Genomic DNA, 23,129 nt, shown 5'->3' on the forward strand with positions numbered 1-23,129 from the left:
CGGTTGGTATTAGTTTAAAGAGTTAAGAAAAGGACTTGAATATTACAAAAATGAAGGGGTATTATATAATTGTCACATATGTAGTCCTATTTCTTTTGTCGCCTGTTCTATCTGTTGCCCAATCTAGCCATGCCGACTATCTGTCTATAAATCATCGTAAACATTCTACTGAAAATATCACCTACTATATTGACCCTAACAAAGGGACAGATCAAAATTCTGGTTTAAGTATAAAACAGGCATGGAAGACTTTTAATCATATCAATCAAATTATTTTATCAGCTGGAGATAAGATAAAAATATTATCTCCAGGAGCATTCCGTGAGTCATTATTTGCTATTGCGGAAGGAACGGCGCATGCACCTGTCGTTATACAATTTGCACCCGGTAATTATAATTTTTACCCGGATCATTTTTATAAAAGGCTATTGGCGATTTCTAATACCAATGATACGCCCGATGAGCCAAAAGCCATCGCAATTTATTTAGCTAATTGCCGCTTTTTAAACGTAAACGCTACCGGTGCAAATATTATTCTGCATGGAAAGGCTATAGAAACCTGCGTCTATCAATCTGAAAATGTTGCCTTACATGGTATCAGTTATAATTATAACAGGCCAACAGTTTCCGAAATAAAAGTGGTAGATGTACAGCGAGGATTCGCCGATGTTATGGTGCATCCGGATTCCTGGTATACGGTAAAGGATAGTTTATTAACGTGGCGGGGTGAAGGATGGTCTTACCGCCCGGATAGTTACTGGCAAGTATATGATGCTGATTATGTTTATCGTAAAGACATCCCGTTTAATAACATTCGCTGTGTTGTTTTGGGAAAGAATAAGCTCCGGTTCTATTTTAAAAATAACCCGGGTTTTACCACCGGTTTAATCTATCAAAACCGCAATGTCCTTCGAGATTGCGCAGGTATATTATTTGCCTATAGCAAGAATATCACCATTGACCATGTTCGTATTTATTTCATGCATGGAATGGGGGTAGTTAGCCAATATTGTAAAAATATTAAGGTGAGCCACCTTAGTGTAAAGCCTGATGAAAAATCCGGGCGTACCTGTGCGGCCTGGGCTGATATTCTTCACTTTTCGGGATGTAGTGGACTGATTGAAATAAAAAACAGCTATTTATCAGCGGCAAATGATGATGCGATCAACATCCACGGGACCTTTCTGAAAATAGTGGAGAACACGGACCCTAATCGAATAACTGTTCGCTTTATGCAGGGACAGACCTATGGTTTTAATGCATTCATGAAAGGGGACAGCATCAGTTTTATCGATCCTTTAACACTACAGGCGTTTGCCACAAATAGCATAACATCAGTTAAAATGCTTGACGGTAAAAATATTGCATTAACGCTTAAGCACAGTGTTCCTCAGCATGGCTTAAACAACGTAGTTGAAAATATCACCCGTACGCCCAACGTGTGGATACATAACGATACAATCACACGAATACCAACACGAGGTATACTAATCACTACCCGGCGCAAGTCTATTATCAAAAATAATCTTATAAACCATACTTATATGAGTGGTGTGCTGGTTTCGGACGATGCGGCAAGCTGGTATGAATCCGGAGAAGTTACTGATCTGAAAATTGATAACAATACATTTTTGGATTGTGGTGAACCGGTTATCAATATTCATCCTGAAAACACGCAACGGGGCACGGGTGCAGTCCACAAAAATATAAGGATTTTAAATAATACATTTTATTTAAAGAACAGGATGGCGCTAAGCGTAAAAAGTACCAACAATATCAACTTTACTGCAAACAAAATCTTTATAAATAAAAACTATGGCATCGATAGCTGCATAAGTTTTTATGATTGTTCAGGCATTTCTACAGGAAAGAATAAGGTCATCCTTGCGGATACATTGAACCGCTCCAAATAAATTTCGATAACTGGGTAATGCCAATGAAAGGAATATGTAGAAACATGCTCTTATTCAGTTAGCTCGCTGTAAAATTTAATGCCAGCTTCTTAAAATCTATCTAAAAATGATAAAACTATCGTCGTTGCGAGGTATTAAGCTATGACGCTTTGTTTTATACAAAAATTTTCAATCGGCTTTTAGACAGCTTCTTGGCAACATGTTATTGCGCTGTAAATAGTTTTTTATTTTTTTTTCATCAATGAAATTTGGATGTATCGATAATGTTACTACTTTTACATTCGAAAACAGACCAGACTAGAATAACCTAATTTAAACTAACCAATTATGAAAAGAAAAGTACCACCAAAAATGGGCTTGTTACTTCTTTGCTGCTTTTTGCTGCTTTGTAAATCACAGGCTTTTTCTCAAGCGTCCAGAAGCATTAGCGGGCACATCACCGATGCTGCCGGACAAACATTGCCCGGAGTAAGTGTATTACTACAGGGAACCTCACAAGGAACTACTACAGACCAGGACGGATTTTATAAAATCAGCGCTTCCAACGGTGCAACGCTTGTGTTTTCCTATATGGGTTATGAGCGCAAGACTTTAGAGGTAACGAGTACCTCAAATGGCGATGCTATATTGACGGTAGATAAAAAATCCGGCTCGCTTGGGGAAGTTGTAGTTATCGGTTACGGATCTCGGCAAAAAGCTAATGTAACCGGCGCAGTAAGTTCCATTAAGGGTGATGAACTGGAAAAATCGCCTGTGGCTAACTTATCAAATGCGATAGCGGGTGCAGTACCCGGGCTAATTGTAAATACGAACAGCGGTGAACCAGGTGCCGATGATGCCTCTATCCTGATCAGAGGGGCGGGTACGTTAGGTGGTGGTTCAAATACGGCCCCACTAATTGTAGTGGATGGTGTTCCTGACCGTAGCTTCAGTCGCCTGGATCCGGGTGATATTGAGTCTTTTACTGTGTTAAAGGATGCGTCCGCGGCTATTTATGGTGCACGTGCGGCTAATGGCGTTATTTTAATTACCACCAAAAGAGGTAAAGCTGGAAAGCCTGTCTTATCCTTTACTACAAATTATGCGCTTACTCAACCTACCAGGGTGCCCCAGATGCTGAGCTCATGGCAGTACGCGCAATCGGTTAATGAATATGATAATTTAATAGGGCAGCAACCACAATATTCTGCACAGGATATTCAGGAATATAAAGACGGATCTGATCCGCTTGGACATCCAAATACAGATTGGTGGAAAGCGCTCATGAATACCTGGACAGGTCAAACCAACAACGTATTATCATTAAGCGGCGGAACTGATAAGATCAAATATTTCATTTCTGGTCAGGATCTCCACCAAAACAGTATGTACAATAGTGGAACTGATTATTATAACAATCGCAATGGCAGGGTTAACCTTGATGTGCAAGCAACCACTAATTTTAAAATTGGCGTTGATGTATTGTACCGTGATGAATATAAAAATGGCGAGGCTCCTGGTTATGATGCCAATGGTATCTTTAATCAACTTTGGAATGCTTATCCTTATTTGGTGCCAACCTATCCAAATGGTAAGGTTGGTGTTGGTATAGGCGGAGGCCCCGGAAATAGTATGGTTTATGTATTAAATGGTGACCTTGGCTATACGCATAATAACTATGATTTCCTGCAAACCAAAACATCTTTTAGCTGGGCATTGCCAAAAATTGCCTCGGGTTTGCATTTGGACGGTTACTTTGCTTATGATGATAACTGGGATCAGTTTAAAGGCTATAATGCCATACCACCGCCTGCCTACAGTTACAACACTACAACGCAGCAGTATGATGAATATACATCCACAGTACCCGGGAGCCTTACTTTAGAGAACACGCAACAAATTAACAAGCTTGTTCATTTACAATTGGGTTATGATCATAAGTTCGGAAAAAGCTCGATAAGCGCGTTTGTGGCTTATGAGCAGGAACAACAAACTTATACCGAACTGGATGCTTACCGAACCGGCTTTTTGAGCAACGAGATAACCGAACTGTCTGCAGGTAGTTCGGAAGGTGAAACAAATAATTCAGTAACTACGCAGTTCGCTCGTCAGGATTATATCAGCAGGATCTCCTATAATTATGATGACCGTTATATCATAGATTATAATATGCGTTATGATGGTTCCTCGAATTTTCCTTCAGGAAAACGTTTCGGCTTTTTTCCATCGGTATCGGCAGCTTGGAGAATTTCGCAGGAGAGTTTCTGGAATCAAAATTCAATTGTTGACAATCTGAAACTTCGCGCCTCCTACGGGCTGACCGGTAATGATGTGGTTGCATCTCCATTTCAATATCTGCAAACCTATGCTTTAGGTACTGGCCAGGGGAATGGCTATTATTATGGTCCTAATGCTACGCAACAGGCAGGTTTAACTCCGGGTGCAACTCCAAACTTGAATATTACCTGGGAAAGATCTAAAATGCTCAATATCGGTGTCGATGCGGAGTTATGGCATTCGCTAACCGCTACGGTAGATGTATTTCACGAGATTCGTTACGATATTCTTGTACCGCCCACCCTGTCAACGCCTGATTATACCGGTATTAGTTTGCCAGATGAGAACCTGGGCAGGGTACAGAACCAAGGTATTGAAATTGACCTGGGCTACCGAAATAAAATTGGAAATTTTAGCTATCACATAAACGGTAACATGACTTATGCGGTTAATAAAGTGCTGTATGAAGATGAACCGGCTAACGTGCCAAGCTATCAACAAAAAACCGGGTACCCGGTTGATTCATGGTTACTTTACAAAGCAGATGGGCTTTATCAAACACAAGCTCAGGTAAATGCTAGTCCGCATCCAAATGGATCTGGTCCTGGTGATATTAAGTATGTTGATATTAACGGAGATGGCCAAATAAATGCATTGGATGAGGTGAGGACAACATTGTCGCCAACTCCTCAAATTATGTTCGGTACAACGCTTGGCGGTAGCTGGAAAAACTGGGACTTCACCATTTTCTTACAGGGACAGGCACGTGCTGAAGTTTTGGTACAGCCTGACGGCCTAAATATGGCGGAGCAGTTCTTTACCGGACGCTGGCTACAGCCGGGTGATAATACCTACCCGCGCACGTTTAACGGGCCAACTAGTTCTACTTACGGATCAAATACTTATGCATCAACATTTTGGCTTAAAAACGATGCCTATGTGCGGTTGAAGAACGTTGAAGTAGGATATACCTTTGACAGCGCACTGTTAAAGAGCATCAGTGTACAATCCTTAAGAGTATACGTTAGTGGAAATAACCTGCTCACTTTTGATTCGCTCGGCCCATCATTCGATCCTGAAGCCGCTTCTAGTAACAATGTGATAAACGGACGTTATTACCCGCAGCAGAGAATCATCAACCTTGGAGCAAATATTAAATTTTAATAAAGAAAATCATGAAAAAATTATATATGTTATTTGGGGTAGTGTTGGTACTGCTTGCAGATCTTTCATGTAAAAAGGTATTGGACCTTACGCCACAGAGTAGTTATAGTACGACTACGGTTTGGACGGATCCAAACCTGATACAGCTATATGTAAACGAAATCTATAAAGAGTCAGTTTACGCTTTTAAGGACGGCGGCTTCGGCTGGGGCTCGCAAACTGATGAATTGTACAGTAATTTCAATTGGTGCAGTGAAAATGAGTATGTGCAGGGGTTGGCCACGCCCGATAATCAAAGCAGTTCATTTCCATTAAACTATAGTGCAACCTTGAACGACTGGACTACATTGTACAGCACAATATCCAAGGAAAATATTTTCTTTCAAAATATCACGCAGGCTGATACGGTAGGCTACGGTCCGCAGCTCACTAATTTAAAAGGCGAGGTACACTTTTTAAGGGCACTTTGCTATTTTGAATTACTAAAACGCTTTGGCGGTGTACCGTTAATTACTAAAGTTTTTACAGTTGATGACAAAAGCTTTAATGATGCAAGGACTACGTGGGATGCAACTAGGGATTTTATTCTTGCTGACCTTACGGCCGCCGCTGCGGTGCTTCCAACAACGTATTCTAATAGTGCCGACCAGGGGAAAGCTACCTTAGGTGCTGTGCTTGCTTTAAAATCACGCCTGCTATTATATGCAGCCAGCCCTCAATATAATACTGCAAATGATATGACTAGGTGGCAATCCGCAGCGGATGCTGCTAAAGCTGTAATGGATTTAGGTGTGTATTCGCTATACGGCAATGCAAGCACTTACAATCATATTTTTCTTGATTTTTTTAATCCGGAGGTTATTTTCTCGAGGGTATACAATGGCACAAACTATGAAGACCGCTACAATACGCTATACCGTGATTTAAGCCCTAATGGATATAATGGCTATTCGGCTTATAATGTATTGGAGCAGATGGTTGAAGATTTTGATATGAATGATGGTACCGCATTTAGTTGGAGCAATCCTGCTGAAGCTGCAAACCCATATGCCAACAGGGATCCACGGTTTGCCGTTGATGTGCTGTATAATGGCGCTCCGTTCCAGGGGCGTAACGCGCAGTTTTATGAAGGTGGTTTAGATTCAAAAGAAAGTACCCTATCGCCATGGAATGCTTCAAAAACCGGATATACTATACACAAAATGGTTGATGATACCTACAACTTTAACATTCAGCCTTACAGCTCTTGTCAATGGGTAGCGTTCCGCTATAGCGAAATACTTTTAAATTATGCCGAAGCTGAGGCGGAACTAGGTAATTTAACAACTGGCTTAACGTATGTGAATATGATTAGGGAACGTGTTGGTATGCCTGATGTAACTTCATCCGGACAAACTGACCTGATCAATAAAATCCGTCATGAAAGAAGAATCGAACTATGCTTTGAAGGGCATCGTTTCTTTGATCTCCGGAGGTGGGGTATCGCACAAAGCGGTAATGGAAACGGCCTGGGAATAATTATTACTCCAACATCGCCTGCAAATACTTCTTTTACTTATAAGGTAGATACCATGCAGGTTAGGACATGGCAGCAAGGCTTCTATCTATACCCTATACCTCGTAAAGAATTAGAGGATGATGCGGCATTAAAACAGAATCCAGGTTATAATTAATAGTTTAATAATAATTTCAACAGATCAGTGAAGCAGCCACAAGCGCTCACTGATCTTTTTTTTAACAACAATTTGCGCTAAATTATATATATATATCAATTAATATCGGCCAAAATAGTAATAAGGTTAAAATATAGCTATAATTCACCAATTTCAAGAATGGTACGCAACTGACTTATTGTAAATTTAAGCTCTAAAACTAATACTATAATTTGTTTTGTTTTTAAAATCTGTATTTGCATTATGAAACGACTTCTGTACCTAATTATACTTTCAAGCTTATTGCCTTTTAATCTATTTGCACAAAAAATTGTAATTGGAACAGGAGCGTTTGCAATTGTATACCAGCCAGATGCAGATGGGCATTTACAGCAAATTTACCTGGGCAAAAAATTATCAGACACTGCCGAATACCGAAACATTAATGCATCGCTTAACCCGGCGTATGCTACTGGTGGGTCTACTTATCTAAACGAACCGGCCTTAGAAGTAAAACATGCTGATGGTAATATGTCGCTCGTATTGGTTTACATTGGCTGCGACATCAGGAATGAAAATTCTAATGTAATAAACACAGACATCAGGTTGAAAGATCCGGCTTATCCATTTTACGTTACGCTCCATTACCGGGCTTATCAAAAGCAAAATATTATTGAAACATGGACAAGTATTAGTCACACTGAAAAAGCAGATGTAATACTTAACCGGTATGCGTCGGCATTCATCAATATCACCTCACAACAAAATTATCTTACCCATTTTTATGGCGAGCATGATTACGAAATGCAAATGCATAAGTTTCAACTCCCTCCCGGAATATTCAGCATACAATCAAAGCTGGGGGTAAGAACGGCATGCAATTATAACCCCTCATTTTTGGTATCACCTAATAACGACGTTACCGAAAACTCGGGAGAAGTTTTTGCAGGAACCCTTGCTTACAGTGGCAACTTCGATATTCAGTTCGAATCATTAAAACTGAATGTAGATATGGGTAATTCATTAAAGATCATCCCGGGTATTAATGCCTATGCATCATCATATCCCTTAAAACCGAAAGAAGATTTTGAAACACCGCATTTTATATTCACCTATACAACAAAAGGCGAAGGGCAGGTAAGCCGTAACTTCCATAACTGGGCCATTAATTATGGTATATGGAACGGGCATCAAAAACGGCAAACATTACTGAACAATTGGGAGGCTACGTACTTTAACTTTAACCAGGATACACTTGTGAATTTATTCGATGGAGCTAAAAAATTAGGTGTCGATATGTTTTTGCTGGATGATGGTTGGTTTGGCAACAAATATCCGCGTGATAATTCGCGGGCAGGATTAGGCGACTGGGATGCGAACAAAAAAAAGCTCCCCGATGGTGTTGGCTACCTTGTGAAAGAAGCGACAGCAAAAGGGTTGAATTTTGGGATATGGATAGAACCCGAAATGGTTAACCCTAAAAGTGAGTTATATGAAAAATATCCTGATTGGGTATTGAAAGCGCCGAATCGGCCAGAGCATCTTTACCGCACACAATTAGTGCTCGATCTTACTAATCCAGCCGTTCAGGACTTTGTATTCGGAGTTATTGATAAGCTGATGAAGGAAGCATCGGGTATATCTTACATGAAGTGGGATTGCAACCGCTCAATGGATAATGTGTACAGCCCTTATATGGGAAAAAATCAGGACGCGATGTATGTACGTTATACACAGGGATTTTATAAAGTACTTGATCGCGTGCGCGCAAAATATCCAAACCTGGATATGATGTTATGCGCGAGTGGCGGCGGCCGCGTAGAGTATGGTGCATTAAAGTATTTCCAGGAATTTTGGCCTAGCGACAATACCTACCCAATGGACAGAATAAAGATACAATGGGGCTATTCCTATTTTTACCCCGCGTTGGCTATCTGCGCGCATGTTACCGCTGCCGGAAGCGAATCGTTAAAGTACAAACTGGATGTGGCCATGTCATGTAAGTTGGGCTTTGATGTTATGGTTAAAAAAATGAGTGAGCGTGATATTGCCTTAAGCCATACCGTAACTGATAATTATAAACGACTGCAAAACGTGATAAATTATGGCGATTTGTACCGGCTGGTATCGCCGTACAAAACAAATTTCGCCTCGTTGATGTACGTAGACAGCACAAAGAGCAAGGCTGTGGTTTTTGCCTATAATTTGGAAAGCTTTGAAGCGGATACCTATCCTGAACTAAAAATGAATGGCCTTGACCCAAATAAGAAGTACAGGGTTACTGAAATAAATTTGAATACCGGCGACAAAGCAACATTCCCCGAAAACGGTCAGATATTTAGCGGTGAAGCGTTAATGGAACAGGGCTTGAAGTGGTATCTGAAACGTGCAAAGACGAGTTCGGTATTGCAGTTGGAAGCCATTTAAAGGCAATTAATCAGTAGTCGCAGGCTACAAGCATAGATAACTCATATACAGAGCCTACTAACAGTGTGGAGACTAATTCCGATCGTTGTCTAACAAGCGACGATGATAGTTAATTTGCCCAAGGTGGTACATAAGGTGTGATGAAAGATGACTTAAAAAATAACCTGTAGTTACCTTTCCCTCCGAGACTATCTGTGGATATTCTTCGTCTAGGATATCATCATTTAATTGGTCGAGTGTTGTAGCCACCATATCAATAGTGTCATCTATACTTTTTAAAAGCTCGGTGCGAGGCACATTACGTAACGAAAACTCCAGTGGTCTGTTGCGAACATATTCTGTATTGCCTAATACTGCACCAATATAAGCATTCAGGTTACCCACCAAATGTAGACAAAGGTTACCGGCCGAATTGGTGATTTCGCCTTCCGTATACCAGAGCTTTTGCTCATTCTGATACAATTCGATTTCAGTGCGAAGTTTAGCTAAATCGCGCAAATAAAGTTTTTTTAATATCGACACAAACATGATAGCAAATTGAGTTTATGCGACTAAAGTATTGATTTTAATATCAACATACAAAGGCATTTTTGAAGGCCATCTTAGTTGCTACATAAATTAAAAAAAACGATTAAACGGGGATATCTAATAGAAAGATGAATAAAAACAATATTATTATTTATAACTCCTTTTTCGGCTCGAGTGTGTTTTCAATCTTTTGAGATTGTTATTTTAAAATATTGAATGAACATTTCAAAGAGTTGTATATTAGAGCTATTGGATATTTAAAAAATTATAGCAGAATGTACAGTAAAGCAGCGTTCGATGCAAAGGTCAAAACCTGGCTCAACGAACAGATCCGGAAAAGCGTTGTAAAAGAAGTTACAGAGTGCTATGACTTAATAGACAAGGACAGTGCCAATCATTGGAACATTTTCCGCATCTGTAAAAAGCAATTAAATGATGTACGATCAAAAATTGTTTTGAGTTACGTTAAGGTTTTGGAATTGGTAGTTCTTATTTATAAATAATGCTTCCGCCAGTTGAAATGTCTTTTGCTTGAGCGGAGATGGATGTGAGCGTCTAAGTCAATTAAGCTGTAAGCTTAATTCATTTTAGGCCGAAGTTATAAGCTTCGACCAGTTGAGCCCGTGGCTACAACCCGGCGATATTGTTGAGATGGAAGTTATCAGTTTAGGCTTGTTAAGTAATACTATTTTAAAGAACAAACCAAATGGTCGATACTGGATCAAAGAAAATAGCTGTTAGACTGATTAAGCTTTAAATAAAAATTTGAATGAAGTTAAGAACTATTGATGCATCATCGTTGACACCGGCCGAAATGCAAGTTTATTTGCACTATGCCATTGCACCCCGGCCAATATGCTTTGTATCCACTATTGACGAAAACGGCGAGGTTAATTTAAGTCCGTTTAGTTTTTTTAATGTTTTTAGTATCAATCCACCAATATGTGTTTTTTCACCGACAAGCAGGGCGCGGGATAATACCACTAAACACACGCTTGAAAACGTTTTGGAAGTGCCTGAATGTGTGATTAATATTGTGAACTACGAGATGGTGCAACAGACCTATTTGACCAGTATGGATTACAAAAAAGGAGTAAATGAATTTTCGAAAGCGGGTTTTACTGAATTGGCTTCGGAGACGGTAAAGCCACCGAGAGTAGCGGAATCGACCGTTCAATTGGAATGTGTAGTGAATGATGTGATATCGTTAGGAAAAAACGCGGGCGCAGGTAATTTGGTTATTGCTGAGGTGAAACGGATTCATATCAGTGAAGCTATTTTGGATGCTAATGGTAAAATAGACCCACATAAAATAGATCTGGTGGCTCGTTTAGGCGGCGATTGGTATTGCAGGGTAATCAGCGATAATTTATTTAAAATTTCCAAACCAATAGGCAGTGCCGGAATAGGTATCGGCGTAGATGCTTTTCCAAAAGAGGTTAAATACTCCAAAGTATTAACCGGGAATAATCTGGGGGTATTGGGGCTTGTTGAAACTCTACCATCCGATGAGGAGGTAAGAGCTTTTGGTCGAACCGATGAAATGAAAGAACTGGTTGATGCTACCATCAGTGACAGCCACACCCGCACCCTACACCTGCATTTAAAAGCCCAGCAATTGTTAGATAACGGCCGGGTAATGGATGCCTGGAAAGTGTTGTTGATGTAGTTTATTTATTAAACCCTTCGGGCTTATAATTAGTCATTTGACTAAAAAAAAGCCTGCAATCATTTGATTTGCAGGCTTTTAGTCTGTTTTAACATTGAACTTTGTGGAGCAGGAGGGATTAGAACCTATGTTATTGTTGCATTGTTGTGTTTAGTTAAAAGTGCCATTCTTAGCTAAAAATTAGAGTTTTTATTAATCAAGCTAAAACAAACCCAACCTGTATTGTAAATTAATTGCCCCCTAATTTGCACCCTATTTTAATTAGCTTATCTTTGATAAAGCTTAATAATTGAAAAATGGGTACGCTAAGATTTACTTTAAGGACGGATAAAATAGGCAAATCGTTAAAGTGTCCGCTGGAATTAATTTATCAAATTTCCGGGCAGCGAAAGAAGGTCTTTATTGACAGCAAGTTAAATGCTATTAATTGGGATGCTGAAAGTCAAACGGCTATTTATATCACACCTATTAAAGCGAAAAAGATATTTCCCCAGCCTTATAAAAATTTGGATGCCGTTATCTTAATGGATAGCGAAGTTGAAGAAGTTAATAATAGCATATCGAAAGTAAAATCAGATATAAACGACATTGAAAAAAGGTTTGAACTGGATAAAGTACCCTATACCGCTCAAATGGTAATTGACAGATTTAAAAATAACAAATCTGAAAAAACGCAGAAGGAAGAACATAGGGACTTGCTGTTTGATTTTATGGATAAGTACATTAAAGATCATGAACTGACACGGGAAAAGGGTTCTTTGGGTGTTTACAGGTCAATCAAAAATCATTTGCATGCCTATCAAGCCGAAACAAAACATAAAGTAAGATTTGAAACTATTGATTATGCATTTTTTCAACGTTTTCAAAACTTCTTAATTGGCAGAACCAAAACTAATAACAACGGCGAAGTTAGCCCGCTACTCAATAATACCACGATAGCAAAAGCATTAAGCACATTAAAAACGTTTTTAGGGTATGCCCGGCGACACGGTATAAAAGTTAATGACAGTTATAAAGACTTTTCTATTAAACGTGAAAAATTAGAAGTTATAGCCCTTAATGAAGATGAATTTACCGCCTTGCTAAACATTGACCTATCGCAAAACAAGAAACTGGATAAAGTGAGGGATATTTTTTGCTTTAGTTGTGCAAGCGGTTTGCGTGTGTCTGATTTGGAGCAATTAAAAAGAGAACATATTAAAAATGATGAGATTAACTTAATTGTCAAAAAGACTAAAACAGAGTTGACAATACCTCTAAATAAAATATCTTATTCAATTTTGAATAAATACAAAGATCAAAACAAACCCCTACCTTTAATAAGCAGTCAAAAATTGAACGAATACATTAAGGATTTATGTGAATTGGCAAAAATTAATGATCCAATAGAGATTGTCCGCTTTAGAGGGCCAAAACGTGAAACTATTATTTACCCTAAATATAAATTGATCCATATTCATACCGGGCGTAAAACGTTCGTAACGTTATCACTCGAAAGAGGCATGAGCGCTGAACAGGTTATGGCAATTACCGGGCATACCGATTATAAAAGCTTTAAACGTTATGTTGATGTTTCCAAAAAGCTTGCTAAAGTAGTTATGGTAAAGGCATGGGGCGAGGTGTCAAATCTAAAAGCTGTTTAATTTATGCTAACAGAAGATGAAAAATTCAAGGCCTTGCAACTTGAATTTACACAATTTACAGATTCATTGGCTGATCCGTCGGATGAAGACTTTGAGATTTTTTTTAACAAACAATATACAGAATTTATAACCTATAACAGTGGCTACTTAAAAAACAAGGACATACTATCCAAAGAAAACGGCGACTACATGGATTTTATTGGCGCAAGCCTTTCACTAAGAGAAGATCACAGAAAAGCAAACCTAAATTTAATTTTAGATAAGATCAACATCAATATTGCTAAAGAAATAGCCGTTAAAAAATTAAAGAGGCTTGATACTTTAAAGGCTGATACGCTTCAAAAAATCGATGACATTAGCGAGGAAAGCGATTTACTTAAATACAATGATTTAGAAACAACCGGAGTTATCTTAACTAAAGATACTTTTATTAATAAACAGCTTAATGATCTACCCGTCATATTTGAGGATTTTAGGAATGATAGTTTGTTATTTCAAGTAGTGACAGATTATAGAAAATTTATTTTTGACAAACTAAACTCAATTAACATTAATGAAAATAGTAAGCAAATAAATGAATTTATCACACGGCATGATAACAGCAAGGACTATCTTATTCCTATTGGCAAAATAGTTGATTTATGGCATGAGTATAACGAAAAAAATGTCTTTTGGAAAAAAATGCTACTACCTGATTTTTATGCGTGTTTTGATAAAGCAAATCAACCAAGAATAAAACCTGAATATCACAGTAAAACTTACATGGCTTATTTATTAGATAGAATAAAGATCAACGGTAAACTTGCAGAAAGTCATTTTGATATTGGAAATGATGTATATCGAAATCTTGTAAAAAGAAATAAAGAAAATATTGAAATGGGAAAATTTAGACTTAAATACTCAATTAAAGAAAAAATAGATAACATGTTTCCTTCAGAAAATTCTATCATAAAATAAAAATCGCTTACCCGCGCTGAAATCATTGTAAACAACGTAACAAAAAAAGATATAAGCTATTGACTTTCAATTGCAATTAATTCATTTAGTAAACACTCCTTTTTTTGCTCTGTTATGATCTTGCAAGCATAATCTTAAACGATATATGTTATGCAATTACAATTAATCACAACCCCACAAGAACTACAAATAGCGATTGATACAGCTGTAAAGTCCGCTTTTCAAAAAGTAACCCCTATAACACAGGATAGCCAAAACGAGCAACCTATTACTGTTAAGGAATTATGCCAATTCTTAGGCATTACAGAGCCTACGATTATACGCTGGCGCAAAAAAGGCAAAATCCCTTTTATGCAAATAGGCAGTCGTATTCTATTTCAGAAGTCTAAAGTCATCGCTGCGCTGGAAAGCAAAAAGAAAGGAGCCTAATTGTGAAAACACAGGCTGAAATAGATAATAACGCGGCTATTGCTAAACTGAAAGAATTGGCTAAAAATAATTCAATAGCTAAGCATCCAAATATACCGCCAAATTACATTCATGTATATAGTTATAACTATAAAACAGCGAATGGTTTAACACGGTGCCTAATTGACTATATAAAGTTTATTGGCGGGTATGCAACCCGGATCAATACAGCTGGAATATGGGATGAAAAGTTGCAAATGTTTAGGCCCGGCATTACTGATTTAGGAACGGCTGACATACACGCTGTATTATTTGGAAAACATCTTAGTATTGAAGTTAAAATTGGCGTTGACAAGCTTAGCGATTATCAGAGAAAAACGCGGCAAAAAGTTTCCGCTGCAGGTGGCTTATATATTGTTGCCCGCGATTTTAAAACAGTAGTTGATTTTATTGAAAGGCTAAAAAATGGTTAACCAAAATGATAAATATGGTTTATGCTCATTATGCCTAATCAGAAAATTGCATATCAACCCCAAAGAGGCTATTACAGCCATTTTACACAATGCTATATCTAACTATGCCATTAGAGTTGTCAGTAATGGTGATGCAGTTTTAAACTGCGTTATTTATGACTATTACAATAATAATCTAAGCCCAGGTTTAAATAATTGGTTTGAAGGATTTATAAAGGCAAAGCAATTTAATCCCGATAAAGGATTAAGAGGATTTAATGGCGAAGCATTTGATCCATCTTTTGAAAGAAAAGAATTAGCTGAAGTGGCATTATGTTATCCTGATTTTGAAATGGTTTGTATTGAGTATTACCAATTTAAAAAAGCTATGCAAGCCTTAAACTTAGCCGGAGATATTACAGCAATTATTAATAATGCAAAGATTATAAATGAGCAAATATTAAAATATGAAGATCGGTTTGGAAAAGACGCAACTTTTATGGTGAAAATCGAAACCCTATTGCAATTTAATAATGATGACAAAATAATTTATGAATTTGAATTATTGGCTGCCTTTGTTGGTATAAAGAGCATAATTGGTAAAAAGGATTTTTGTTCAACAACAAAGTCGTTTATCGTAATGCGAATGGTCGGCGCTAAATCACAGGTCGCCTTACAAGAAAGCTTAAATAACCCAGCAATTAGTAATGTGTATGAACGGTATAACAAGCGGTACCATTTTGATAAGTTATTAATCGAATTGCAAAAAAGCAATTTCATTTCTGCTAAAATAGGTATGGCGGTTGGTGTAAAATCAAGACTATTTATATCGTGTCATTTGGATTATAATTTACTGCCAATAGCCGTTGCAAATTATCTACAAAGCAAAAAAAATAAAAATATACACTTCAAGATTAAAACACAGGAGCGGGCTGCAATAGAAAAAATTAGAGAGTTAACAGCTAAGTAAAGTACAACACCTTTAATAAGTAAAGCATCTTAAATTAATATTACACACCATAAAATATGAGCGCGTTAATAATGAAACCACCTTAAAAGAATAATGCTTACAACAACTTTAACAACATCATTAACAGCACCATTAATTAATATACTTTTCTAATTAATATACTCTATTAAAATATATAAATAGGTAACATACCATTTATTAAATCTTCAAAAACATGTCTCTAAAATCTAAAATATTAGCATATAAAAAAGAACGTAAACTTTCAATTGCGTTAAAAAACACAACGGCTAATGCCATTAATCCAAATAAAGCAAATCAACTTAAAAACAATAAAAAATGAAAAATTTAAAAGAAAAAAATTGCGTAAAAAAAGAAAAGTTGTCGCGTATTCTGATTTCAAGAAACGAGGATCAAATTTCAACTATTCAAAGCGATGCAAATTGGTTGCAAACCGCTTTAAAAGATGTTATTGATTATTTTAATGTAATGGAAATAGGGGAAATCGGTAACACATCGGATTTGAACAAAGCAGTACAAAATCCGATTGTTTTTTATGATGCTTGTATAGCTGTTTTAGTGATTGAACCAGTACAACAGGGGCATTTCAAAGTTAGCAAAGAGGCGTACTTGCAAACGCTTGAATTACCCGACAATAGAACATTTTTAAAGGCTGCAAGCACAGTTAAGTTAAAACTACCTCATTTAAGTGTGCCATTATCTGCATTTGAAGTTGATGAAAATTGCGAAGTCAAACTAAATACAACCTGTTATGATGACATAATTAATAAAGCTTGTTTGTTCGCTGAGACAGATGCGGAAATTACAGCCTATGAATTAATGTCTTCAGCCATTAAGGCTTTACAAAAATTCGCTGTTTTTAGTGATGAAGCATTTGGAAAAACGATATTTAAGGGCATGTATAAAGAAAGGTTTGATATTGAAAGTTTTGCCACGGTTGATTTATCTAAAGAAACCCGGTCGCTAAAAGTCAATCCAAAATACTTTTTAACCATTAAAAATACCGTGTCTTAAACCTTGACAACCATTGTTTAAAACCTTGTCAATAATAATTATGAGCAAGCAAAAAGGAACAACGACAATTACCGTAAATACACCCACGAAGCCCGAGTTAAAACCGAATTACAAAATTTCAGATGAAGAGTTTTTTGATGTTTTAAAGGCAAATGCTGGCATACTTGCACGAACGGCCCGCGCAATCGAAAAAAAGTATGGAATTTCTTTTAGTAGACAAGCAGTTGAAGACCGGGCAAAGCGAAGCCCGGATAAATTAAATGAAATTAGAGCCGCGGCGATTGACGACGCTGAAGAAATTTTAATATCGTTAATGCACACCGGATCAGAAAAAATACGTGCTGATATTGTCAAATTTTATTTAAAAACACAGGGTAAAGGACGTGGCTATACTGAAAGAATTGAGCAATATAGCACAGGTGAATTTATGGTTAAAACCGTTTATGTAGAACATATTAGCACTGGTATTCCGCTTGCTGATTCAGAAAAAGACGTTATCAAATAATAAAGAATTTTTGTGTTTTTGTTTTTAATTGAGTTGGGGCCGTCATTTAATGGCGGCCTTTTTTTACTATAAAGACAAATTATTAGTATTTTTTTTATAAATCTATCGTTGGAATTATAGCTAAATATAAGACGCCTTATTTTAGGTAATGACTTAAATACTGTAATTTAGCAATGTTTAAAATATTGTACTATCCTTTTATTGCTGCTCAAATTACGACTTTTAAGCACACGCAATATAAACGATGTAGTACGCTGTCATGGCGTAACTGTATCTTTATGCGTGTGGGGCGTCGTAACCCTGAGTAGCTAAGGATAAATTTAGTTACGCCATATTTTTATTACTCATAAATACGACAACTATGAAAACCTTAACCATTTTAGGATTGGTCACTATCCTAAGTCTAACTGGGCACGCCCAACAATTAATAAATCAAAAAGACGCTTTCAGCGGAAAACAAATCAAAGCCGCAACAATCATGTTAGGGGGGACGTTCAATAACATTGGACAAATGTTTGGATTTGCCGAAACGGATGGAAAAAAATATGTGTCGCTTATATGGATGCCAAGTTTATCCGGGGCTGACGTCGGAAATTTTGATTTTAATACAGTCGATATAAAGAAATGCTCGATTTTATTAAAGATGGATAATGACAGTGTTTTCAGATTTAAGGCCGATACAATTCTTTCCAAAAAAGGTGGCTCAGGTATGGGTGCCGTTTTAAGCATTGGTGCTGAAATTACTGACAACCAGCTTAAATTTTTGATGACAAATAAAATAGATGTAATTAGATTAGGCTTAACATCTGATTATACGGGAGTGGATGCACCCTTTTTAACAGAGCGGCTTAGAAAGCAAGTTGAAAAATGTGCAGCATTCATGTTGAATGTGAAAAAGTAATAATGAAAAGTTAATATTTTGCACCCTTTTTTGCACCCATTTGTAAAAATAAAAGCCTAACTAATTTAAAAACAATTAGTTAGGCTTTTTAATTGTGGAGCCGGAGGGATTTGTATCGGCTCCGTATCGGTTTGATTTTTAATATCTTATGAGGGTTTGAAATTCTAACTCACCGAATTACTCACCACTTTTTAATTTACTTTGGTAGCTGCAAACGCTATATCCAAATATACATTTTATTGCTGATATAGTTATTAATTCAGTGCAAGATTTCCGATGATATTACGAATTAACAGCGATTAAGAGTAAGTATTTTGATACAACGTAGCCTATCTATTACAAACTTCAATAAAGGAAGTATTATAAATGTTGACAAACCGATAAATAAGATAATATTATCGTAAGATAATTTTGTCTTACGATAAAATTATCTTACGTTTGTATGAAACGTAAGATAATATGGCAAAAACACCATTTCCTTTAGTGCCAACAATAGGCACAATTCCAGAGGGACAGATCATAGGGAGGGAGGATGATATTGTAAAATTACTCCGCTTGCTTCGCGCACAAAGCATTTCAGTAGAAGAAATGAGACGTATGGGGAAGTCGTTGCTATTGTTAAAGCTTGCCTACTTGTGCAATAAGGGGCTTTTGCCAGATGAATTTAAGAAGGATAATTTCAAAGCTAAATATTTTTCTTTCCAGGGACAGCAGGATCTCGGCCAGCTCATCAAATTGTTAATGGAAGGTCTTGAGGACTTTAAAGACTGGTACCAGATTGATTTCAGTAAGACCTATGAATTTGTAAGGGGCATATTCGCCGCGCCGGAAATTTCGGTGGGTGAAGCCAAAATTCATCTGAACTTGCCAGAGTATAAAAAATCATGGAAGGATATTTTTTTTAAGACTCTGGAAGATATTTCAACTGCACAGGAGAAGGCAGATGGGCGATTGATCCTGATCTTTGATGAGCTACCCATCATGTTATGGGAATGGTATAAAGAAGGCAAGCATGAAGAGGCAATGGAACTGCTGGACATTCTACGGGAAAGAAGGCAAGCTCTCGAAAAAAAAGGAATACGGTTTATTTATTGCGGATCCATTGGCATAAAAGTGGTCCTCAATACTTTTAGAAAGGATTTCAAATATACCGGTGAACCTACAAACGAGATGGTAGAATTCAACTTAAATCCATTTTCAGAAGCTGAATCAAATTTTCTTTGTGAATGCTTTATCCTATCGGGTTTCAAAATTATGGAAGAGGGGAAAGCAGAGAGTCTGAAACTGGTCTACAACTTAAGTAACGGGCTGCCATTTTATATGTCAACGCTATTTAATTTATTGGCGACCGACTTTAATTATCAGGTAGATGAGGCCACCATAAGAGAAGCATATCGGCTGATCATTAATGATCCAAGGCATCACAAGGCTTTCAAACAGCTTATTGACAGGCTGGAAATATATTATCCTGACGATAAAAAGGACGAAATGATCAAGTTGCTGAATTTAATATCCCGGCAGGATGATTTCATTGACGAAGATTCCTTACATACACAACTCGATATTGACAACAAAGAGTCGTTAAAAGAAAGCTTATATACGTTGTATGGAGATCATTACCTTGTCAGGGAACTCAGAGAAGGAAAAAGATTTTATTTTTTCAAATATCCAATATTTAAAGAGTGGTGGAAGATCAACAGAGCATAAATTCCATATTATCCTTTGGCGCTAAAAGTGTTAGCCCGGATATATTAGAACGATTATTGATCGGCAGAGAGCGTAATGCGGAGTACTTGTTCAGATCAATAGAGGGAATTGTCAACAATGGGAATAATCAGCAAATACTGATTATCGGGCAGCGTGGCATGGGTAAAACCCATTTGCTCCGCATCCTTTATCACCGTTGTCAACCTTTTATCGCAAATAAACAACTGGTTGTCGCCTATTTCGCGGAAGAAGAATACGGTGTCGCCAATTATTTTGATTTTTTGATACGTATCCTTTACGCGCTGATTCGCTGGGAAGTAGCGGATAAGAGTCATTTGGAGGAGCAATTAACAGCGCTTCAAGACGTAAGTACAGCAACTCAAGTTTCTTTTGCAGAAAAGATCATCGAAGATTACATGGCAGGCAAGCCCCTGTTAATCCTGGCTGAAAATTTCGGCGACATACTTAATGCCATTGGGTCACAAGAGCAGGGAAAGCTCAGGGCTTGGATGTACAAAAATAACCGCGTTAATATTATTGCTACCAGCCAGTCTATTAGCGATGATTTTGACAGAGAGGACAGGCCGTTTTATGGTTTTTTTAATTTATATTACCTCAAGTCCCTATCGTTTAAAGATTCGCTAAATTTTCTGAGTTCTCTTGCCGAACTGGATGGTAGGCTTGACGTTGTTGAGCACTTGAAGCATAAGGGAAGGTCACAGGTTAGAGCGGTTTATGAGCTGGTAAAGGGCAACCACCGCTTATTGGTGACTTTTTATGAATTTCTGAAAAGTGATACGCTGGCTAAACTGTCGAACCATTTCATTAAGACGATTAATGACCTTAAACCGTATTATGAGACCTTTATCCGCTATCTTCCGCCGCAACAGCAGAAGATTGTCCGCTATATTGCCCTATCCAGAAGGCCGCAGCAAGGAACCTCTATCTCTAAAAACTGCTTTATTGAACAAGCCTCGCTAAGTAAACAATTGAGCGAGCTGATTCGCAAAAAGTTAATAGAGCCCATAACCGATCAGACGGATAAAAGGAATAAGTTATATGACATTAATGAACCTTTGCTGCGCATCAGTATTGAGGTTGGGGAGCACAAGGAAGGTATTACTGCACTATTTGTTGACTTTCTGGCGATTTATTACGATGAAAATGAACTGACCAATAAAATATTAAAGTTCACAGACTTGTTAAATAATTGCCAAAATCTGTCAGAGAAAAAAGAATTTCAATATGAGATACTAGCTATTGAAAAGGCGCTGAAATTAAAAAAATCTACAGGTGTACAGATTATAGATACCAGTACGATACTCAAGAAGATAAACAAACTGATTGATCAGGACAAATGCCAAGAGGCTCAGGCATTGCTTGTTCGGGAAAAGGAAAATATAGCTAAAGGGGAATATGACGATCTGTTACTACGACTTTATTTTCTGAATGATCAGTTTCAGGAAGGTGTAGAGTTATTTTTAAAATTGGACAAAACGTATATTCAAAAAAATCACCTTTATATACATGGCGCCTACGGTCTGTTTCGGTTGGCAAAACTCAAAAAGGATGAAGAGTTATGTTCGTTGAGCGTTGCGAATTATGAAAAGGCTATGAAAAATAATGATAATCCTGAGTTTGTTTTTTCCGGATTGGCTCACTCACTTGCTTTTTTAGCAGATTTAAAAGACGACGACACCTATTATTATCGGAGCTTCAAACTGATACAAAAAGCAATCGAACTGGCACCCACTCATAAAAACTACCTGATCGATCTGGCACAATGGGAGATCGCACTGGCTATGAAAAATAAGGATCGTGAATTAGCCGACAAAGGTTTCGCTCATCTGGAACTAGCTTCTGCTTATGATCAGGATAATAATAAAAGACTCTATGGGATTTGGGGGGGCGCATTATCATTCGCCAGTGTTTATTTTCAGGATACACATTTTAATATCAAAGTTTTCCTGGAAAAGTTCGGCCAGCTGACACTGCAGCAAAGATTGGCAATCTGGAAAGCATTCTCTACACTGCATCATTTTTATTTGTTTGATCAGCTCTATGCTCTTTTACAATCAGATATGCAGTCTTACGTTGGGGAATTGAATGAAAATATGGTAGAATGGATCACCCATATCCTGACCTACAAGAAAATAAAACTGCAGCATGAGGACCTAGCCTTTTTACGGAATGCTACTGCGGAAATGATGGGCAGTATTCCGGAGCTACGGATTACCCAATTGTATATCAATACATTTGAGCAATATGTGCTTAATGGTAATAAAAACGCAATTTATGAACTGCCAAAGGAACAACGATTGTTTTTTGAAAAATACATTTTGGGTTACGGTGAGATTTTGAACGAAAACACCGTCCAACGCTAAATGGAGCAAGATGGAATCAGCAGAAGCCAAGGTGCCTCGCAAAACATGGTGGCAAAGTATTATAATCTTTTTACTTTGGCTGCTACGGAAACTTGTGGATGGTCACTTGTTGCCCTTACAAATCATGGGTAAGAAATTAGGCTACATCATTGTTGATGTGTTGGAAGACAAACTGATTATTAGAACCTTTCTGTTCCTCACCAATGATGGCACACCGGAGGGGCGCAAACTTGCCCAAATTACAAAATTGAAAAATTGGATAAGTAATATTTGGATATAGATACTATGACTGGCTTCATTAGTCTTGCAATAGCTGATAATCCTACTTTGGTGCAATTGTTCACAGAAGCCGGTTGCGAAGACTTGCTGGACTTGAAGGGGTTAAGCCCAATTTTACAAACTGATGTGAAAGTAAAAAATGCCGAAGCGCTATTACGTTATTTTGAAAACAGCCCCATCATGCAAAGAAGATAATCTTAATTTTATAAACCTTATCTTGAGTTAGATTTATAATTCGAATGCTTCCTGCCGGGTGTATATTTACATATTATCTAAACTCTT

General features: G+C 37.5%; 20 protein-coding genes. 19 read left to right on the forward strand and 1 reads right to left on the reverse strand.

All coding sequences use genetic code 11. The features are described from left to right. The first annotated feature begins 95 nt into the window (after positions 1-95). The 4 genes from GSQ74_RS07320 to GSQ74_RS07335 all read left to right on the forward strand — a co-directional run bounded on the left by GSQ74_RS07320 (position 96) and on the right by GSQ74_RS07335 (position 9,412). Complete coding sequence (locus GSQ74_RS07320) at positions 96-1,913, forward strand: right-handed parallel beta-helix repeat-containing protein (RefSeq protein WP_158991658.1); 1,818 nt, start codon at positions 96-98, stop codon at positions 1,911-1,913. 327 nt (positions 1,914-2,240) lie between these two features. Beyond that, positions 2,241-5,333 carry a TonB-dependent receptor gene (locus GSQ74_RS07325; protein ID WP_158991660.1) on the forward strand — a complete coding sequence of 1,031 codons (3,093 nt, stop codon included), beginning with the start codon at positions 2,241-2,243 and terminating at the stop codon, positions 5,331-5,333. Between the two features lie 11 nt (positions 5,334-5,344). Further along, entirely contained in the window at positions 5,345-7,006 is a 1,662-nt protein-coding gene (locus GSQ74_RS07330) for a RagB/SusD family nutrient uptake outer membrane protein (RefSeq protein ID WP_158991662.1), read from the forward strand. 243 nt (positions 7,007-7,249) lie between these two features. Then, the gene (locus GSQ74_RS07335; RefSeq protein WP_158991664.1) at positions 7,250-9,412 is read left to right on the forward strand and encodes an alpha-galactosidase; all 2,163 of its coding nucleotides are present in this window, start codon (positions 7,250-7,252) and stop codon (positions 9,410-9,412) included. A gap of 72 nt (positions 9,413-9,484) precedes the next feature. Here GSQ74_RS07335 and GSQ74_RS07340 read toward each other — a convergent pair whose 3' ends face one another. After that, entirely contained in the window at positions 9,485-9,940 is a 456-nt protein-coding gene (locus GSQ74_RS07340) for a DinB family protein (protein ID WP_158991666.1), read from the reverse strand. A gap of 275 nt (positions 9,941-10,215) precedes the next feature. Between GSQ74_RS07340 and GSQ74_RS07345 the strand changes: the two genes are divergently transcribed. The 15 genes from GSQ74_RS07345 (at position 10,216) to GSQ74_RS07410 (ending at position 23,042) form a co-directional block, all read left to right on the forward strand. Beyond that, a complete protein-coding gene (locus GSQ74_RS07345) occupies positions 10,216-10,443 on the forward strand; it encodes a hypothetical protein (protein WP_158991668.1) in 228 nt (75 codons plus the stop codon). A gap of 266 nt (positions 10,444-10,709) precedes the next feature. Next, entirely contained in the window at positions 10,710-11,609 is a 900-nt protein-coding gene (locus tag GSQ74_RS07350) for a flavin reductase family protein (protein WP_158991670.1), read from the forward strand. Positions 11,610-11,905: 296 nt separating this feature from the next. Continuing rightward, complete coding sequence (locus GSQ74_RS07355; protein WP_158991672.1) at positions 11,906-13,252, forward strand: site-specific integrase; 1,347 nt, start codon at positions 11,906-11,908, stop codon at positions 13,250-13,252. A 3-nt stretch (positions 13,253-13,255) separates the two neighbouring features. Continuing rightward, positions 13,256-14,209: a hypothetical protein gene (locus GSQ74_RS07360; protein WP_158991674.1), complete on the forward strand. Its 954-nt coding sequence runs from the start codon at positions 13,256-13,258 to the stop codon at positions 14,207-14,209. A 150-nt stretch (positions 14,210-14,359) separates the two neighbouring features. Beyond that, positions 14,360-14,638 carry a helix-turn-helix domain-containing protein gene (locus tag GSQ74_RS07365; protein WP_158991676.1) on the forward strand — a complete coding sequence of 93 codons (279 nt, stop codon included), beginning with the start codon at positions 14,360-14,362 and terminating at the stop codon, positions 14,636-14,638. A gap of 2 nt (positions 14,639-14,640) precedes the next feature. After that, positions 14,641-15,090 carry a hypothetical protein gene (locus GSQ74_RS07370; RefSeq protein WP_158991677.1) on the forward strand — a complete coding sequence of 150 codons (450 nt, stop codon included), beginning with the start codon at positions 14,641-14,643 and terminating at the stop codon, positions 15,088-15,090. Beyond that, positions 15,083-16,039 (forward strand): hypothetical protein, encoded by a 957-nt coding sequence (locus GSQ74_RS07375; RefSeq protein ID WP_158991679.1) that lies wholly within the window; start codon positions 15,083-15,085, stop codon positions 16,037-16,039. The genes GSQ74_RS07370 and GSQ74_RS07375 overlap by 8 nt, the downstream gene beginning before the upstream one ends. Before the next feature lie 214 nt (positions 16,040-16,253). Continuing rightward, the gene (locus tag GSQ74_RS22865) at positions 16,254-16,379 is read left to right on the forward strand and encodes a hypothetical protein (RefSeq protein ID WP_256366283.1); all 126 of its coding nucleotides are present in this window, start codon (positions 16,254-16,256) and stop codon (positions 16,377-16,379) included. Next, positions 16,376-17,071: a hypothetical protein gene (locus tag GSQ74_RS07380; RefSeq protein ID WP_158991681.1), complete on the forward strand. Its 696-nt coding sequence runs from the start codon at positions 16,376-16,378 to the stop codon at positions 17,069-17,071. Before GSQ74_RS22865 ends, GSQ74_RS07380 begins: the two co-directional genes overlap by 4 nt. A gap of 40 nt (positions 17,072-17,111) precedes the next feature. Next, positions 17,112-17,576 carry a hypothetical protein gene (locus tag GSQ74_RS07385; RefSeq protein WP_158991683.1) on the forward strand — a complete coding sequence of 155 codons (465 nt, stop codon included), beginning with the start codon at positions 17,112-17,114 and terminating at the stop codon, positions 17,574-17,576. A gap of 361 nt (positions 17,577-17,937) precedes the next feature. Beyond that, entirely contained in the window at positions 17,938-18,477 is a 540-nt protein-coding gene (locus tag GSQ74_RS07390) for a hypothetical protein (RefSeq protein ID WP_158991685.1), read from the forward strand. A 459-nt stretch (positions 18,478-18,936) separates the two neighbouring features. Further along, positions 18,937-20,184: a hypothetical protein gene (locus tag GSQ74_RS07395; protein ID WP_158991687.1), complete on the forward strand. Its 1,248-nt coding sequence runs from the start codon at positions 18,937-18,939 to the stop codon at positions 20,182-20,184. Continuing rightward, positions 20,163-22,568, forward strand: coding sequence for a hypothetical protein (locus GSQ74_RS07400; RefSeq protein WP_158991689.1), 2,406 nt, complete (start codon positions 20,163-20,165; stop codon positions 22,566-22,568). The genes GSQ74_RS07395 and GSQ74_RS07400 overlap by 22 nt, the downstream gene beginning before the upstream one ends. Positions 22,569-22,578: 10 nt before the next feature. Then, complete coding sequence (locus GSQ74_RS07405) at positions 22,579-22,848, forward strand: hypothetical protein (protein ID WP_158991691.1); 270 nt, start codon at positions 22,579-22,581, stop codon at positions 22,846-22,848. A gap of 5 nt (positions 22,849-22,853) precedes the next feature. Continuing rightward, a complete protein-coding gene (locus GSQ74_RS07410) occupies positions 22,854-23,042 on the forward strand; it encodes a hypothetical protein (protein WP_158991693.1) in 189 nt (62 codons plus the stop codon). Positions 23,043-23,129 lie beyond the last annotated feature (87 nt).

It is taken from the genome of Mucilaginibacter sp. L196, assembly GCF_009765905.1.
In the GTDB taxonomy this organism is placed as follows: Bacteria; Bacteroidota; Bacteroidia; order Sphingobacteriales; family Sphingobacteriaceae; genus Mucilaginibacter.